Consider the following 15,599-nt stretch of genomic DNA (forward strand, 5'->3'; position numbering starts at 1 on the left):
CCACTGCCCGGCTCAACGCACAGCTGCTCTCACCGGTGTTGCGACCATTCCGGAGCACCTCTAGCGTGGAAACATGAGCGAAAAGCCAGCCAGCGCAGACAACAAGGCGAATAGCGCGATCAAGAAGTCGCGTCAGGCCGCTGACGGCGGATTCGCCATCAGCATCCTCGCGATGGTGTTCGGAATCATTTCGCTGTCCCAGCATGTACTCGGTGCCGCCGCTGTCGCGATGGGAGCGGTGGGTCTGATATTCGCCTGGCAAGGCAACCCCGTCAATGGCGACGATGCGCCAGACGATGTCCAGGCGCGTGACCGTAAGTGGCGCCAAGCAGCCGTGAGTTTCTCAGCAATCGGCATCGTCCTAGGAGCAGTAGGCGCGGTGCAGAGCGTCACCTCGTAAGATGTCGGCCATGAGCTCACTCGAATCACGTAACTCTGCCCTGGACGGCGAATCATCGAAGTTCGCGATGGTGGCGATCAGGCTCAGCATCATGGGTGTCGTGCTGGGCGTGGGCGCCGTGCTGATGTCCACACTTGCCCTCTTGTTGGGTGTACTAGTGCTCGTCGAGGTGGCCGGAACGTTCTACTTCGCCAAGCGTGCGGCGGTAGAGGGAGTGGATCCTAAGATTGAGTCTCGCGCCCGCACCGCTCGAGGCATCGCGCTACTCGCGCTCGTGCTCGGCGTGGTGGGTATCGCGCGCACTTTGGTCTAGTCCTCCCGACCGCAGAGTGTTGCCCCCGGATTCACCGCGCCTTAGGGTTGGCCCATGAGAAGCAGACATGCCGCAGCGCGGTTTATCGGTTCGCGCACGCTCCGGGTGGGCGCGACGGTGCTGGTGGGAGCGGTGCTGCTGTCCGGCTGCTCAAGCGACGACTCCGAGTACAGGGAGTTTTGCGAGACCAGCGCAAGCCTCGCAACCAAGACCGAGGAAATCGACGGACTCGTCCCTGACCAGGAGGCACTCGCCGCCGCGGGCGAAGGTGACTTCACCGAGCTCAATGCGTGGGGGGCGGATGCGCAGGTCACGATCACGGACGTGGGGGCTCAGTTCCAGTCGGCAAGGGACGCGGCGCCTGACGAGGAGATCGCCGATGCTCTCGGCACCTACTTAGAAATGCTCGACGTGTTCCAGCAGATGGCTATCGCGAGTACGGACGCTGACGATGCCGAAGATTTCACTGCGACGCTCCAAGACCTTAACGACCAAGGCTCGGCGCTATCAGAGGACATTACCGACGCAGGCAGGGTCCTGTCTGCGGCCGAAGAACTTCACTGCAACTAGGCCTGGAGGCTCCCCTTGCGCGCACTCTTCATCGGCGGAACGGGGCTCATTTCCTCCGCCTGTTCTCCCCTGGCCGTCGACCGCGGCATGGATCTCACCCTGATCAACCGTGGCCAGTCGGCTAAGGCTAAGGCGCCAGCCGGCGCGCGGGAGTTGCATGTGGATATTCACGACGTCCAGGCCCTGCGCGACGTCTTACACGCTGATGTCGCGGCTCACGGCCGCTATGACGCTGTGGTGCAGTGGATCTGCTTCACTCCAGACCATGCCCGCCAGGACATCGAGACGTTCGCGGACATCACCGACCAGTACGTCTTTATCTCCTCGGCGTCTGCCTACCAGACTCCGCCTGAGGACTACGTGACGACGGAACAGACGCCGCTCGACAATCCCTTTTGGCAATACAGCCGCGACAAAGCGACGATCGAGTTGCTGCTTCGTGAGGCGGCACACGAGTCCCACTTTCCCTTCACGATAGTGCGACCGTCACATACCTATGGGTACTCGGAGATTCCGCTGGCCATCGCCGCATGGGACGCGCCGTGGACTGCCATTGATCGCATTGAGAGCGGCAAGAAGTTCATTGTTCATGGTGACGGCACGTCGCTGTGGACCCTCACCGACCACCGCGACTTCGCGGTGGGTCTGGTGGGACTGCTCGGTAATCCCAAGGCCCTCGGCGAGGACTTCACCATTACGTCCGATGACGTTCTCACATGGAACCAGATCCACGAATACGTGGGCGCGGCCGTGGGAGTATCTGCGGAGGCTATTGCCGCTCAGTCGGTCTTCATCCCGAGCACCTTGCTTGCGCAGTACGACCGGGAGGCGTTCGAGGGCCCCTTGTTGGGCGACAAAGCGAATGCGGGCGTGTTCGACACCTCCAAGCTCCGCGCAGTCGTGCCCGACTTCAACCCCGCCCGACGCTTCAAGGACGGCATTCACGAGTCCATCGCGTGGCACCGTGCGGACCCGTCACGCCTCACGGTTGACGCCGCCACCAACGCACGCTGGGACGCACTCATCGAGCGTTACGAACGCGCCATCGCCGCCTTCTTGGGCGACTCGACCCACACCACTCAAGGCTAGTCGCACGTGTCCGTCACCAACCTCACCTCCGCCACGCAGGACTACCTGAAGGCCATCTGGTCGCTGGGCGAATGGTCGACCGACGGCGTCACCGTCACCGCGCTCGCCGAGCGCCTAGGGATTCGCACGTCCACGGCATCGGACGGCGTGAAGAAGCTCGTCGAGAACGGCTTCGCCGAGCACTCGCCTTACGGCGCAGTGCAATTGACCGAACTCGGCAACACGCACGCAGTATCGATGGTGCGTCGGCATCGACTCATGGAGACGTACCTGGTCCGCGAGTTCGGCTACGACTGGGATGAGGTCCACGAGGAGGCTGAAGTGCTCGAGCACGCAGTCTCAGACCGCCTGCTCGAGGCGATCGATGCGAGGCTGGGCCACCCCACCCGCGACCCTCACGGCGACCCCATCCCCTCCGCCGCCGGCGCCCCACACCTGCCCAACGCGTACCCGCTGTCGAGCGTGGTCATCGGTGATTCCGCCGTGGTGGCGCGCATTTCCGACTCTGACCCAGAACGCCTGCGGGAGTTTGCGGCGCAGGGGCTGGTACTCGACGCCGCCATTGACGTGGTGATGCACTCAGACTCGACCTGTGCCATGCAGATCGAGGTGGGGGGCAGGATTCTGAACTTGAGCGCAGAGGATGCTGACGCGGTCTGGGTCGTCCAGGCCTGAGCACACCTCTACAGCCTGCTAGCCCGCAAACGTGATGACCACGAGTGCCACGTTGAGAGCGACGATGAGCGAAACCACCAACCACGCAATGGCTTGCGTGGAACGCGGATTCACAAACCGTCCCATCACCGTGCGGCTACCAGTGAGTCGCACCAAGGGAATCAGCGCGAACGGAATGCCGAGGCTGAGCACCACCTGGGACATCACCAGGGCCCACGTCGGATTAGCTCCCAGAGCGAGCAGAATCAGCGCAGGAATGAGGGTCACCAAGCGGCGCACCAGCAGTGGAATACGCTTCTGAATGAGGCCTCCCATGATCACCGCACCCGCGTACGCACCTACGGAGGTTGCAGCCAGACCCGAGGCGAGCAACCCAACCGCGAAGATGATGGCAATGCCGGGGCCAAGCGCGCTCTGAATGGCAGCGTGCGCCCCCTCAATCGTGTCAGTGCCCGCCACTCCTCGCAGGCTCGCCGCGGCAAGCAACAGCATCGCGATATTCACCGAACCAGCGATGATGAGCGACACACCTACGTCCCAACGGTTGGCCTTCAGTAGGCGCCGCGTGAGCTGGTGGTCCTCATGGGCGGGCTCCTCAGGCACGCCTTGTGGACGATGTCGGTCGCGCGCGAGAGCGGAGTGCAAGTAGATCGCGTGCGGCATGACGGTTGCTCCGAGCATCGACGCCGCGAGGAGCACGGTCTCCGAACCCTGAAAGCGAGGCACGAGGCCTGCAGCAGCATCGGCCCAACTCACGTCGGAGACAAAAAGACCGGCGAGGAAGCCGAAGGCGATCACCGCGAGCATGCCGATGATGACGAACTCGAAAGGCTGCTGCCCGCGCCTGCTGTGGATGGCGAGCAGCACCATCGAGATGGCGCCGGTGATGAGTCCGCCCCACCACAGCGGGATGGAGAACAGCAGGTTCAGCGCAATCGCCCCGCCGATCACCTCGGCAACGTCGGTGGCGGCCGCAATCACCTCCGCCTGAAGCCAATAGACACGCCGGCTACCCGTGCGCAGGCGGATTCCCAACAGCTCTGGCAGTGACTTGCCCGTGACAAGCCCCAGCTTCGCAGACAGGTACTGAATGAGGACCGCCATGGCGTTCGAGGCCACGAGTACCCACACCAGCAGGTATCCGTAGTTGGCTCCTGCGGTGAGGTTCGCGGCGACATTGCCCGGGTCCACGTACGCGACGGCCGCCACGAAGGCGGGGCCGAGCAGCCGCCACAAACCGCGCTCCGGCTTCTTCTTTCGAGCGGCCGATGCTCGTTCGAATTCCGATGCCTCGCTGACGACGGCGGCCCTCTCGGGCAGCGGCACGTGGTCAAAGTTCGGCATACCGAACAATTTAACACCGACCCACGGGGCCCATGCGCCATCGAGGCATCGGCGGTAGCGTGAGAAAGACATCGCGAAGCGCGCAGCGCCGTATGCGACACGGGAGCGGCAGCGTGCCAATCGAAATATAACTTGCACATTGCTGTGCAAGTTATAGAATGGCGACATGACCGCTCCCGCCATTATTGATCGCCCACAGCGCCGCGACGCTGCCGAGAACCGCGAGATCATCCTGAGCGCCGCCGCGGCCGTACTCTCGATCAACCCCGACGCGTCGGTGGACGACATCGCCGCTGCAGCGTCGCTGAGTCGCCGCGCCGTGTACGGACACTTCTCCGGCCGCGACGCGATTGTCGAGCAGACTCTGACACGCGGCGCATCGCGCATCGCCACCTCGGTGGCCAGCGTGGAACACGAGGACGCGCTCGTCGAGCTAGCGCTTTTGGGGGCGACCCTTTGGGCTGAGGTCAACCACGCTCGCGCGCTCGCCAACTTCGCGCTGCGCGGACCGCATCGCAGGCAGGTCGCCGCGGCCCTCGCGCCATTGCGCTCTCGCCTCGAGGAAACCATCGCGCGCGGCGTCCGCGACAACGACATCCGCTCGGACATTGCGCCCAAGACCCTCGCGCGCCTGATCGAGGGCGGCGCTCTCGCCGTGCTCGACGAGGCTACGCGCGCCAGGATGAGCCTCCAACGAGGTCACCGACTGGTGATCCTGAGTGCTCTCAGCACGGCAGGCATGAGCTGGCGAGGCGCGGAGAAGCTCATCGACACTCACCCCATCCTGCACGTGAGCATGGGAGCCAAGTAGTGATCCTCACCCTCGGCAACGTCACCAAGGGGGCAGGGCACGGTGCGGTTGACGCGGTGACCGCCACCATTGAATCGGGCAGCGTGACGTTTATCCTCGCGGAAACCGAGCAGCGCCCTACCATCGTGGGCCTCATTGCCTCGGGCCGCATGCGCCCCGCATCGGGCGTCGTCACCCTCGACGACGTCCAGGCCGACTGGTCGAACATTCGTCGCCGCGTCGCGCTTGTCGACGCGCCAGAGGTGTGCGAACCGGCGCCGAACGTGACCGTCGCCGGCGTCACCGCCGAGGAGCTCATGTTCGCGGGCCTACCGTCCAACCGCGCGGCCGTACGCCGCCTGCTCGCCCAACTCGATCTCGCCGAGTACTCCAAGGACTCCATCTCAACCGTCCCACCACGCCACCGCGTGCGCCTGCTCACCGAGCTCGCCACGCTGCGCGCAGAGGTCGACGGCCTCATCATCGTCTCCCCCGACCGTCACGGCGGCAGCCCCACCGAATGGTGGGACACCGCGCTCGACCTCGCCGCACGCGGACTTGCCGTGGCCGTCGTCGCCGGTGCTGCATCGGCCGCTGCGCTGGGTGTTTCAAACTCGAACAAAGGCATAGAAGCGTGAAACTTCACGTCAAGATCCCCCAGATGATTACCGCCGAGGTGCGGCGCCTCACCTCGAGCCCTATGGCAATGATCGCCTTGTTTGCGCTCATGTGCGTGCCCATCCTCTACGGCGGGCTGTACCTGTGGGCCAACCAGGACCCGTACGCGCGGCTCGACCGAGTTCCCGCGGCGATCGTGGTCGAGGACACCGGCGCGAGCGTCGACGGCGCCCAGCGCGACTACGGCCAGGAAGTCGCGCAGGAACTTGTCGATGACGGCCGCTTTGACTGGCACATCGTGGACACGGCCGATGCCACGACCGGCGTCGACGGCGCCACCTACGACTTCTCCGTGACGTTCCCGAGCGACTTCTCCGCCTCCCTCGCCTCGGCGTCGACCGAGGATCCTCACCAGGCGCAAGTGGTGCTGACCACCAACGACACGAACGCGTACCTTGCCTCCAGCATTGGCGAGCAGGCGGCGGAGGCCATCCGGGTGTCGATTGTGCAGAAGGTCAACGAAGAGGCCGCCAACCAGTTCCTGCTGGGCCTGTCGGATATCCGCGGTCAGCTCGTGGAAGCCGCGGAAGGCGCTACGCAATTGGTCGACGGCAGCGATGACGCGGAGGCGGGCTCCCAGCAACTCGCTGAGGGGACCTCCACCTTGTCCGACGGCGCGACCACGCTCGCGGGGGCCACGGACGATCTAGCCGCCGGGGCAAGGACACTCGCCGACGCGAACGACGCCCTAGCGGACGGCGCGAAAGCTCTCGCTGAGGCCAACCAGAAGTTGTCGAACGGGGCCTCCACGCTCGCGGACGGCATTCAGAAAGTGGCCGACGGCAACACTCTGCTCGCCACCAAGGCGGACGATGCCGCGGCCAAAGCAGACGCGGCGGTCGCCGAGTTGCCGCAGGCACGGCAGGCGATAGCCGACGAGCTCGCGGCCCAAGGACTGACTCAAGTTCAGATAGACAAAGTACTTTCCGCGATCGACCCGTTAGGCGCAAAGATCAAGGACGGCAACGCCCAGGTCCAGGCCCTCGCCGTCCAGGTGGACCAACTCGCGACCGGCGCACGCGAGGCGGCAGCGGGCAGCGAACAACTCCGCGACGGGGCATCAACAGCGGCCGATGGCAGTTCCACCCTGAGTGACGGCGCCGCCAAGGCCGCCGCAGGTAGCGCCACGCTGAGCGACGGGGCAAGCGACACAGCCGACGGCGCGTCCTCGCTGTCCTCCGGGGCCTCCGATGCCGCTGATGGCGCCACCGACCTTGCCGCGGGCATCGTGACGCTTCATGACGGCACCGCGACGCTACGAGACGGACTCCAGGATGGAGTCACTCAAATACCAGACTCCTCGACGGAGCTGCGAGCGAACCAGGCGGAGACCATTGCTGACCCCGTGGGCCTGGAGAACTCCAGTGTGACCACTGCGGGCAACTACGGTGCCGGCCTGGCCCCCTTCTTCATCTCGCTGGCCGCCTGGATCGGCATCTATGCCCTGTTCCTGATCGTCAGGCCGGTCTCCCGTCGTGCCATCACCGCGCTGCACTCTCCCCTGCGCATCACGGCGGCAGGCTGGCTCACTCCAGGGCTACTGGGAGCAGCGCAGATGATTGGGCTGTTCGTCATCGTCTCCGGGGTGCTTGGCTTCGACGTTGCCAACCCTCTCGCGACTTACGGCCTCATGGCGCTGGCCTCGCTGACCTTTGCCGCGATGATCCTCGCACTCAACGTGTGGCTGGGATCCGTGGGGCAGTTCCTCGGTTTGGTGCTCATGGTGGTCCAGCTGGTGACGGCCGGTGGGACGTTCCCGTGGCAGACGCTACCTGGTCCATTGGCCGCCCTGCACCACGTCCTGCCTATGTCCTTCGCGGTGGATGGCATGAGGCAGACCATGTACGGCGGCAGCGCGACCACCGCATGGGGCGACGCCGGGGTGCTAGGGATTTGGCTGATCGCGTCGCTTGCAATCGCAGCGATCGGCGTGGTGCGTATGACCCACCAGCGCACCCTGCGCGATCTGCAGCCCAGCCTGATCGGTTGACTCCCGCCAGTCCCACCCGTGACGCCGGGTGTGACGCCTCGCCGGGAACCAGCACGGGCCGTGCGATGGCCCCGTGTAACCTTGTGGAGTGACCACCAGCCGCCCAACGCCGGGCTCCCAAACGTCGTTGCGCGAGGCTAATCGCGCGCGAATCGTCGACGCGGTCAAGTTGCACGGTGGTCTGACGCAGGTGGAACTCGTGGGCGCCACGGGCCTGTCCCCCGCGACCGTCTCCAACATCGTCAAGGAACTCGCCGCACAGGGCATCCTGAACACCACTCAGTCCACCCGCAGCGGCCGGCGAGCACAGTTCGTCACCCTCGCCCACGAATTGGGGTTGGTGGGCGGAGTGCATATCGCGCAGCGACACCTGCGCGTGGTCATCGCCGATGTCGCGCAACAGGTAGTCGCCGAGCATCACCTGCCCCTCGCCAAAGACCACCGAGCGGACGCCGAACTCGGTCGCCTGGCACGAATGTTTGCGGACATGTTCGAGTCGCTGGACACCGACCTCAGCGAGATGCTGGCCGTGGGCGTCGCGATCGAGGCCCCCATCGACAAACGCACCGGGCTCATCTCGCGCCCAGGCATCATGCGCGGCTGGGACGGTGTCAACGTCTCCGAGTCCTTGGGAGAAGCTCTTAACTGCCGCGTTTTTGTGGACAACAACTGCAACCTCGGCGCGTTGGCCGAATACCGCCGTGGAGCCGCACGCCGCCGCGGCGACATGATCTACATCAACGTCTCAGAGGGCATCGGTGCCGGAATCGTGCTGGGCGGAAAGGTGTGGCGCGGGCACCACGGCATTGCCGGAGAGCTCGGACACGTCACCGTCGACGAGCAGGGACCGCTGTGCCGCTGCGGCAAACGTGGCTGCCTCGAGATGTACGTGGGCGCTTCCGCGATTATCGAGCCGCTGCGTTCCGACCGCCGCGGTCTCAAGCTTCAGGACGTAGTCAGCCGCGCCGTGGGCGGCGAGGCCAGATTCGTGCGCGCGATTGCCGACGTCGGCCACCTCATCGGCGTCGCTACCGCGGATCTATGCAACATCCTGGATCCTGAACGCGTCGTAGTCAGCGGCGACCTCGCGAACGCAGGCGAAATTCTGCTCGGTCCGCTGCGCCACACCCTCGAGCGGTCCCTGCTGGTCGCTCCGGAGAACGCTCCCGAGGTCATCCAGGGGCAACTGGGTAACCGCGCTGAAGTACTCGGTGCCGTGAGTTACGCGATCGATCAGCTCAGCGTGCTTACCGACAGCGCCGTCTCGGACAGCAAGCAGCGCGCTCACACCACGCACACCAAGGCCGTCGCTTCATGACGTCAGGAAATCTGCCGCCGGGGGCACCGCGCCCACGCGGGACAACGTTGGGCAGCGCCGCCCGAGCGGGCGGGGCTCGTATCGCAACGCTCGCACTCATCGCGCTCGCCCTGTCCGGCTGCGGTCCGAGTAGTGCCGACGACGGCTCTGGCGATGGCGGCCGAGTAGCCTTCCTGCTTCCGGAGTCCAAGACCACGCGCTACGAGGCCGTGGATCACCCCGTGTTCGAGGAGCGCCTGACGGAGGTCTGCCCCAGTTGCGACCTGATTTACTCCAATGCCGACGGCGATGCCTCCAAGCAGCAGCAGCAGGCCGAGTCCGCGCTGACCCAGGACATCGACGTCCTCGTCCTGGACGCGGTGGACTCCTCCGCGGCGAGGTCGATCGTGGTCGCCGCCAATGCGCGGGGCGTCCCCGTGATTGCCTACGACCGCGAGATAGCCGACGCGGACATCGCGTACTACGTGTCCTTCAACGGCGAGTCTGTGGGCGAATTGCAGGGCGTCGCGCTGGTGGACGGCATGACCTCGAACGGAGACGCTAACGGCGACATCATCATGATCAACGGCTCGCCCACAGACCCCAATGCACAGGACTTCAAGGACGGCGCCCATTCGGTGATCGACAAGTCAAACCTGAAGGTGATTGCAGAATACGACTCGCCCGACTGGAGCCCCGACAAGGCCCAGGAGTGGGCCGCCGGTCAAGTAGTGCAGCACGGAGACCGAATTGCGGGAGTATATGCCGCGAACGACGGCACCGCGGGAGGGGCGATCGCCGCGTTCAAAGCCGCCGGGGTCCACACACTTCCCCCCGTCACGGGGCAGGACGGCGAACTCGCCGCTATTCAGCGCATCATCGCGGGAGATCAGTACATGACCGTGTACAAGGCCATTCCCACCCAGGCAAAGGCTGCGGCCGATGCTGCGTTTGAATTACTGACCGACGGTGCCGTGAGCGCTGGCCAAGACGTCCACGGGGTACGCACCACGCTGCTCGACCCGGTCTCGGTGACTAAGGACAACATCATGGACACCGTAGTTGCCGACGGCTTCTACACGGTCGACCAAATCTGCACCCCCGAGTACGCGTCCGCGTGTGCCGACGCCGGAATCGAATAGGGAGGCACCAGTGCCCATCGAAGATCTCCACGTAGTGGAGGAAGTGCCGGTGTTCTCGCTGCGGGGCGTGACCAAAAACTTTGGGGCGGTCAAGGCGCTGCAAGGAGTGGACTTCGATGTCTACGCGGGTGAGGTCGTTGCCGTGGTGGGCGACAACGGAGCTGGAAAGACCACGCTTGTGAAGATCTTGGCCGGGGACCACCGTGCCACCTCAGGCGAGGTCTTCCACCAAGGCGAACAGGTCACGATTGACTCCCCCGCTGACGCCCGTGAGCTCGGCATCGCCACTGTCTTCCAGGACCTCGCACTGTGCGACAACCTCGACGTGGTCGCAAACCTGTTCCTCGGCCGCGAGGTGGGCGACATGGCCCTCGACGAGGTCGAGATGGAGCAGCGAGCGTGGGCCCTCCTGCGCCAACTCTCCGCCAAGCTACCCACGGTTCGCACCCCGATCGCCTCGCTATCGGGCGGACAACGCCAAACTGTCGCAATCGCACGCTCACTCGTCGGAGACCCAGCCGTGGTGGTGCTGGACGAGCCCACCGCCGCACTTGGAGTGGCCCAGACCGCGGAGGTACTCAATTTGATCGAGCGCCTGCGTGAGAACGGTCTCGGCGTGGTCCTGATCAGCCACAACATGGCGGATGTGCAGGCCGTCGCCGACCGCGTCGTGGTGCTTCGACTGGGCAAGAACAACGGTGAGTTCCGTGTTCCGGACGTGAGTTACGAGCAAATCATCGCAGCGATCACCGGCGCCACCGATAACGCCGTCAGCCGCCGCGCGCAAGCATCTACGGAAGGCCCGCAGGCATGACGACGCCAACCACCGGCAGCAACCGCGTCGTGACAGCCACCTCCAAACAGCGCCGCATCGGCGACTCGTTGCTCGCCTTCAAACAGCGCCTCAGCGACGGCGACTTGGGATCGACCCCCGTCGTCATCGGCCTGGTCATCATCTGGGTGGTCTTTCAGATCCTCAACCCCACCTTCCTGACGGCTCCCAACCTCGTGAACCTGGCTTTGCAGTGCGCTGCGGTCGGCACCATCTCGATTGGAGTGGTACTGGTACTGCTGCTCGGTCAGATCGACCTCTCCGTGGGGTCAATCAGCGGCCTCGCCGCCGCGATCCTGGGCGTGACGTTCGTGCAATGGGACTGGCCCGTCGTTGCGTCGATCATTGTCGCGCTGCTCGCCGGCGCCGCGATTGGCGCGTTCTACGGCTTCCTCTACACGCGCTTTGGTGTTCCCACGTTCATCATCACGCTTGCCGGCCTGCTCGGCGTGCTTGGTCTTCAGTTGTGGGTGCTGGGCGACGATGGTTCCATCAACCTTCCTTTTGACTCGTGGATCGTGCGCTTCGCACAACAAATGTTCCTGCCCGACGTCGTCTCCTACATTGCCGCCGTCGCAGCCGCCGGCCTGTACTTCTGGGTCACTTTCCGGGCGCAACGCCGCCGAGCCGCTGCGGGGCTGGGCTCCATGCACATCACCGAGACTGCCATCCGCGCGCTCTCGCTTCTTCTCCTGCTGGGCTTCGGGTCTTGGTACCTGAACAAGGACCGTGGGATTGGGCTCATGTTCGTGCTGTTCGTCATGCTCGTGGTGTGCGCCAACTACATGCTGACCCGCACTAAGTGGGGCCGCTCGGTCTATGCCGTAGGCGGCAATGTCGAGGCAGCACGCCGTGCGGGGATCCGCGTCAATCGCGTCTACATCTCCGTGTTTATGGCGGCGACCACGTTCGCGGCGCTCGGAGGAATTCTGGCTGCGGCGCGCCTGGCGGCCGCCAATCAGAGCTCGGGCGGCAGTGACGTCAACCTGACGGCAATCGCCGCGGCCGTCATCGGCGGCACCAGCCTGTTTGGCGGGCGCGGGTCAGCCTGGTCGGCGCTGCTTGGCATCGTGGTCATCATGTCGATCTCAAGCGGCCTGACGCTGCTCAGCCTCGACTCGTCCGTGCGCTACATGGTCACCGGCGCGGTGCTACTTCTCGCGGTGATCGTGGACGCCATCTCGCGCCGCTCGCGGGCCGTTCACGGTATCGCCTAGCTCCCCGAGTTGCTTCGGTGCGGGCGATACCGTGAATGGCGATGCGGAATTTAGCCCTTGAGGGATTTCTCGATGCCGTCGAGCAGGCCCTGCCACGCGTCCGAGAAACTCTTAACACCCTGGTCCTCGAGCAACTGCGTGACCTCAGCCATATTGACTCCCGCATCGGCGAGCCCGGACATGACCGCGTGAGCGGATTCGTAGGTGCCCTTGATGGTGTCGGAGAAGTGGTCCTGGCCCGCCGCGGCAACCGCGTCGATCGTGGCCTGAGGCATCGTGTTGACGACGTCTTCGGTCACCAACTCGTCCACGTACATAGTGGGCGGGTAGTCCGGGTTCTTGACCCCAGTTGAGGCCCACAGCAGTCGCTGGGGGTGTGCGCCCTCGTCCGCGAGCGCCCTCCAACGGTCAGACTCCATCACGCCTTCAAAGTGCTCGTACGCCAGGCGTCCACTTGCAATGCCCGCGGTCCCCCGCAGCTCGGCGTTCGGCCCCGCTTCTCCCAGTCGGTTGTCCACCTCGGAGTCGATGCGGCTGATGAAGAACGACGCGACCGACTCGATGCGCGACAGGTCGAGACCGTTGGCCTTGGCATCCTCAAGACCGAGCAGGAAGGCCTCGAGGACCTCCTTGTAGCGTTCCGGGGAGAAGATCAGCGTGACGTTGACGGAGATACCCTGACCCAACACGGCGCGGATCGCTGGCAGACCCTCCTTGGTCGCGGGAATCTTGATCAGCACGTTGGGGCGGTCGACCAGCCAGTGCAGCTGGCGAGCCTCGGCGATGGTCTTGGCGGTGTCACGAGCATAGAACGGGCTCACCTCGATCGACACGCGGCCGTCCACCCCGCTGGTGCGCTCGTAGGTCTCGCCCAGCACGTCGCATGCCCCGCGGACGTCGGCCGTGGTCATCATGCGCACTGCCTCGCCTACCGTCACCTCGCGCTCGCGCAGGTCCGCGAGTTGACGGTCGTAGTCCGTCGTGTCCGGGTCGCCAATTGACTTGGCAAAGATGCTGGGGTTGGACGTCACCCCCACGATGTGATGTTCGGCAACGTCCGCCGCCAACGAGCCGGTATTCAGACGCTCACGTGACAAGTCATCAAGCCAAATGGATACGCCAGCCTTTGATAGGTGCTTTAGTGCTGCAGAGTGCTCGGACACTTGTCCTCCATGATTACGGGATGAAAATACGGGGTAATGAAGTCTGTGTGGTGAAGGGGCTACGTCACCAGGCTATTCGGTATCGCTGTCGTCCTCAGTCTCGAACTTGCGCGACTGCTCCTTAGTGACGGTGCGGACGGCGCTGGCCTCAGCATCGTCTTCCCCCTTGCCCATCTGCTTTTCAGCTTCTTTGATCTCTTCGTGGTCTTCAACGTGCTTCTCTGACCGGTCGTGGCTCTCTGGCATGACGCTCACCTCTCGCATATGGGTCGTGCACCGGGCGGGCACGCCTGGCACACCCTCAGGTCTAGCACGCCCGCACCACCGTGGGTCAATTTCCGCAGAGGGCGAAATAAGCAACCTTCGCCGTGCAACCTGGAGTGCTTCTCCTTAATCTGAAACTGCTGAGGGACTGCACCTTGTATCTGAAAGGAATCACAATGACTGACGATCAGTTGGCACTCACCGACCCTTCAAAACGGTTCTCGCACATCAAGCCTCAGCGCCAGCGGCAAAGCGTTCCCGGCATAGATGCACGCCTGGATCCGAAGCCCGACCACGGAGAAGAGTCCTACCGCGGAACTGAGCGGCTTACGGGTCGCAAGGCTCTCATCACCGGAGGCGACTCGGGAATCGGCGCAGCAGTCGCCATCGCTTTCGCGAGGGAGGGAGCCGACGTCGCACTCAACTACCTTCCTAGCGAGCAAGTAGATGCCGACCACATTGCCGAGGTGATCAGGTCCGAAGGACGTATTGCCGAACTCATTCCCGGAGATATCAGGGACCGTGACTTCTGCGCGGAACTCGTGTCGACGGCGGCCGATGCACTGGGTGGCTTGGACATTGTCGTCAACAACGCCGGGCACCAGATCTTTACGGAAGACCTAGAGGACCTTGACGATGAGCAGTTTGATCGGACGATGAAGACCAACCTCTACGCCATGCATTGGATCACCCGCGCGGCACTTACCTACCTGCAACCGGGCTCAACCATCATCAACACCACGTCAGTTCAGGCGTACAAGCCGTCCCCAATTCTGGTGGACTACGCCACCACTAAGGCTGGCATCAATGGCTTCACCAAGGGGCTCGCAATGCAGCTTGCCCCGCGGGGCATCAGGGTAAACGCGGTGGCACCCGGGCCTATCTGGACGGTGTTGCAGGTCACCGACGGACAACCTCAGGACAAGATTGAGCACTTTGGCGAGAACACAGCATTGGGCCGCATGGGCCAGCCAGTAGAACTCGCTCCTGCCTACGTATTCCTGGCGTCACCAGAGTCCAGTTATGTGGTGGGCGAGACCATCAACGTGAACGGTGGCCTGCCTACGCCATGATGGACATCATCAGCGCAGCAACTGCTCCACCATCCACCCCACCGACAGAAGCCCAACGGCAATACTGCCGGCAGCAATCAGGGTGAGTCGAATGTGTGGAGACTCCAAACTGGAGAGCGCTCGCTGAGAGACCGAACCGTCGGAATGTGCGGCCCGTGAATACGCTCGGCTGGCAGAAGCGTGCACCACCACGGCCAGCGCAACTGCACACAGCGCCACCAGGACTACGCCCACCCCAAATTGCTGTGCCAAACCACGCGCAGCAACGACCGCCGCCAGACCCACCTGCAGCGCGGTGCGGCGCCAGGCGAGTAGCGTCTCCTCCGCCGCGCGCTGTCGACCACGTGCGCTCATGCGAGAAGTGCTCCCACACCCAGGACCAGCACGGCGGCCACCACTCCTATGACCATGACTACGGCGGACGATGGCGCTGGAACCTCAGCTCCACGCTGCAGGGCCCGATCGGTGGCCCGCCATCCCAGCCACGCCTGCACCGCAGCGGCGATGCCAAGGGCCGCGAACATGAGCCCCGAGGCGATCTGCCAACCACGCGAGATCGGGAGATCGAACGCCACGATGGCGACACCGGTAACCTCAAGAGCAAGTGACGTGCGCACCCATGACAAGAAGGTGCGTTCATTGGCCAATGACACTTGTGCATCGGGCATTCTTTTCTCCTTTGACCCCGCGCTATCAGGCTATTCTCGCGCGGCTTGCGTGGGAGCGCTACCTGCATCGATACGGCTTGATGACTAGGGTGAG

General features: G+C 64.2%; 18 protein-coding genes. 13 read left to right on the forward strand and 5 right to left on the reverse strand.

Annotation, left to right across the window (positions count from 1 at the left end):
* Window positions 1–73 precede the first annotated feature (73 nt).
* The 5 genes from AOP77_RS00085 to AOP77_RS00105 are packed head-to-tail and all read left to right on the forward strand — an operon-like array spanning window position 74 to window position 3,047.
* Window positions 74–400 (forward strand): hypothetical protein, encoded by a 327-nt coding sequence (locus AOP77_RS00085; protein WP_062207717.1) that lies wholly within the window; start codon window positions 74–76, stop codon window positions 398–400.
* 10 nt (window positions 401–410) lie between these two features.
* The gene (locus tag AOP77_RS00090; RefSeq protein ID WP_152649710.1) at window positions 411–713 is read left to right on the forward strand and encodes a hypothetical protein; all 303 of its coding nucleotides are present in this window, start codon (window positions 411–413) and stop codon (window positions 711–713) included.
* 54 nt (window positions 714–767) lie between these two features.
* Complete coding sequence (locus tag AOP77_RS00095; protein ID WP_152649711.1) at window positions 768–1,283, forward strand: hypothetical protein; 516 nt, start codon at window positions 768–770, stop codon at window positions 1,281–1,283.
* A 15-nt stretch (window positions 1,284–1,298) separates the two neighbouring features.
* Window positions 1,299–2,372 (forward strand): NAD-dependent epimerase/dehydratase family protein, encoded by a 1,074-nt coding sequence (locus AOP77_RS00100; RefSeq protein ID WP_062207726.1) that lies wholly within the window; start codon window positions 1,299–1,301, stop codon window positions 2,370–2,372.
* Between the two features lie 6 nt (window positions 2,373–2,378).
* On the forward strand, window positions 2,379–3,047 hold the full coding sequence (locus AOP77_RS00105; protein ID WP_062207730.1) for a metal-dependent transcriptional regulator: 669 nt from the start codon (window positions 2,379–2,381) through the stop codon (window positions 3,045–3,047).
* Window positions 3,048–3,065: 18 nt separating this feature from the next.
* On the opposite strand, the gene AOP77_RS00110 is transcribed toward AOP77_RS00105, so the two are convergent.
* Entirely contained in the window at window positions 3,066–4,391 is a 1,326-nt protein-coding gene (locus tag AOP77_RS00110; protein ID WP_084622039.1) for an Nramp family divalent metal transporter, read from the reverse strand.
* A 166-nt stretch (window positions 4,392–4,557) separates the two neighbouring features.
* Here AOP77_RS00110 and AOP77_RS00115 point away from each other — a divergent pair, with 166 nt between their 5' ends.
* The 7 genes from AOP77_RS00115 to AOP77_RS00145 all read left to right on the forward strand — a co-directional run bounded on the left by AOP77_RS00115 (window position 4,558) and on the right by AOP77_RS00145 (window position 12,337).
* Window positions 4,558–5,202, forward strand: a complete 645-nt coding sequence (locus tag AOP77_RS00115; RefSeq protein WP_062207733.1) for a TetR/AcrR family transcriptional regulator — start codon at window positions 4,558–4,560, stop codon at window positions 5,200–5,202.
* Window positions 5,202–5,819 (forward strand): hypothetical protein, encoded by a 618-nt coding sequence (locus AOP77_RS00120; RefSeq protein ID WP_062207736.1) that lies wholly within the window; start codon window positions 5,202–5,204, stop codon window positions 5,817–5,819. Before AOP77_RS00115 ends, AOP77_RS00120 begins: the two co-directional genes overlap by 1 nt.
* A gap of 23 nt (window positions 5,820–5,842) precedes the next feature.
* A complete protein-coding gene (locus AOP77_RS00125) occupies window positions 5,843–7,849 on the forward strand; it encodes a YhgE/Pip domain-containing protein (RefSeq protein ID WP_062211177.1) in 2,007 nt (668 codons plus the stop codon).
* An 88-nt stretch (window positions 7,850–7,937) separates the two neighbouring features.
* Window positions 7,938–9,167: an ROK family transcriptional regulator gene (locus AOP77_RS00130; protein WP_084622041.1), complete on the forward strand. Its 1,230-nt coding sequence runs from the start codon at window positions 7,938–7,940 to the stop codon at window positions 9,165–9,167.
* Window positions 9,164–10,288: a substrate-binding domain-containing protein gene (locus tag AOP77_RS00135; protein ID WP_084622043.1), complete on the forward strand. Its 1,125-nt coding sequence runs from the start codon at window positions 9,164–9,166 to the stop codon at window positions 10,286–10,288. The genes AOP77_RS00130 and AOP77_RS00135 overlap by 4 nt, the downstream gene beginning before the upstream one ends.
* Window positions 10,289–10,298: 10 nt before the next feature.
* Window positions 10,299–11,102, forward strand: coding sequence for an ATP-binding cassette domain-containing protein (locus AOP77_RS00140; protein WP_236685717.1), 804 nt, complete (start codon window positions 10,299–10,301; stop codon window positions 11,100–11,102).
* A complete protein-coding gene (locus AOP77_RS00145; RefSeq protein ID WP_062207743.1) occupies window positions 11,099–12,337 on the forward strand; it encodes a sugar ABC transporter permease in 1,239 nt (412 codons plus the stop codon). Before AOP77_RS00140 ends, AOP77_RS00145 begins: the two co-directional genes overlap by 4 nt.
* A 50-nt stretch (window positions 12,338–12,387) precedes the next feature.
* Here AOP77_RS00145 and tal read toward each other — a convergent pair whose 3' ends face one another.
* Together tal and AOP77_RS12295 are read right to left on the reverse strand one after the other, a co-directional pair.
* Window positions 12,388–13,500 (reverse strand): transaldolase, encoded by a 1,113-nt coding sequence (tal, locus tag AOP77_RS00150; RefSeq protein ID WP_062207746.1) that lies wholly within the window; start codon window positions 13,498–13,500, stop codon window positions 12,388–12,390.
* A gap of 72 nt (window positions 13,501–13,572) precedes the next feature.
* Window positions 13,573–13,746 carry a hypothetical protein gene (locus AOP77_RS12295; RefSeq protein ID WP_160300018.1) on the reverse strand — a complete coding sequence of 58 codons (174 nt, stop codon included), beginning with the start codon at window positions 13,744–13,746 and terminating at the stop codon, window positions 13,573–13,575.
* A gap of 194 nt (window positions 13,747–13,940) precedes the next feature.
* Here AOP77_RS12295 and AOP77_RS00160 point away from each other — a divergent pair, with 194 nt between their 5' ends.
* Window positions 13,941–14,837: an SDR family oxidoreductase gene (locus AOP77_RS00160; RefSeq protein WP_062207752.1), complete on the forward strand. Its 897-nt coding sequence runs from the start codon at window positions 13,941–13,943 to the stop codon at window positions 14,835–14,837.
* A gap of 9 nt (window positions 14,838–14,846) precedes the next feature.
* Here AOP77_RS00160 and AOP77_RS00165 read toward each other — a convergent pair whose 3' ends face one another.
* Window positions 14,847–15,191, reverse strand: coding sequence for a DUF202 domain-containing protein (locus tag AOP77_RS00165; RefSeq protein WP_062207755.1), 345 nt, complete (start codon window positions 15,189–15,191; stop codon window positions 14,847–14,849).
* Window positions 15,188–15,505, reverse strand: a complete 318-nt coding sequence (locus AOP77_RS00170; RefSeq protein ID WP_061964625.1) for a YidH family protein — start codon at window positions 15,503–15,505, stop codon at window positions 15,188–15,190. Before AOP77_RS00170 ends, AOP77_RS00165 begins: the two co-directional genes overlap by 4 nt.
* Between the last annotated feature and the right edge of the window lie 94 nt (window positions 15,506–15,599).

The organism is Demequina oxidasica, assembly GCF_000975115.1.
Taxonomy (GTDB): Bacteria; Actinomycetota; Actinomycetes; order Actinomycetales; family Demequinaceae; genus Demequina; species Demequina oxidasica.

What these genes read in the sequence shown, in the direction of transcription:
- AOP77_RS00085 (WP_062207717.1), top strand. Translation starts at nt 74, where the DNA reads ATGAGCGAAAAGCCAGCCAGCGCAGACAACAAGGCGAATAGCGCGATC.
- AOP77_RS00165 (WP_062207755.1), bottom strand. Translation starts at nt 15,191, where the DNA reads ATGAGCGCACGTGGTCGACAGCGCGCGGCGGAGGAGACGCTACTCGCC.
- AOP77_RS00090 (WP_152649710.1), top strand. Translation starts at nt 411, where the DNA reads ATGAGCTCACTCGAATCACGTAACTCTGCCCTGGACGGCGAATCATCG.
- AOP77_RS00110 (WP_084622039.1), bottom strand. Translation starts at nt 4,391, where the DNA reads ATGCCGAACTTTGACCACGTGCCGCTGCCCGAGAGGGCCGCCGTCGTC.
- AOP77_RS00125 (WP_062211177.1), top strand. Translation starts at nt 5,843, where the DNA reads ATGATTACCGCCGAGGTGCGGCGCCTCACCTCGAGCCCTATGGCAATG.
- AOP77_RS00135 (WP_084622043.1), top strand. Translation starts at nt 9,164, where the DNA reads ATGACGTCAGGAAATCTGCCGCCGGGGGCACCGCGCCCACGCGGGACA.
- AOP77_RS00115 (WP_062207733.1), top strand. Translation starts at nt 4,558, where the DNA reads ATGACCGCTCCCGCCATTATTGATCGCCCACAGCGCCGCGACGCTGCC.
- AOP77_RS12295 (WP_160300018.1), bottom strand. Translation starts at nt 13,746, where the DNA reads ATGCCAGAGAGCCACGACCGGTCAGAGAAGCACGTTGAAGACCACGAA.
- AOP77_RS00095 (WP_152649711.1), top strand. Translation starts at nt 768, where the DNA reads ATGAGAAGCAGACATGCCGCAGCGCGGTTTATCGGTTCGCGCACGCTC.
- AOP77_RS00145 (WP_062207743.1), top strand. Translation starts at nt 11,099, where the DNA reads ATGACGACGCCAACCACCGGCAGCAACCGCGTCGTGACAGCCACCTCC.
- AOP77_RS00170 (WP_061964625.1), bottom strand. Translation starts at nt 15,505, where the DNA reads ATGCCCGATGCACAAGTGTCATTGGCCAATGAACGCACCTTCTTGTCA.
- AOP77_RS00160 (WP_062207752.1), top strand. Translation starts at nt 13,941, where the DNA reads ATGACTGACGATCAGTTGGCACTCACCGACCCTTCAAAACGGTTCTCG.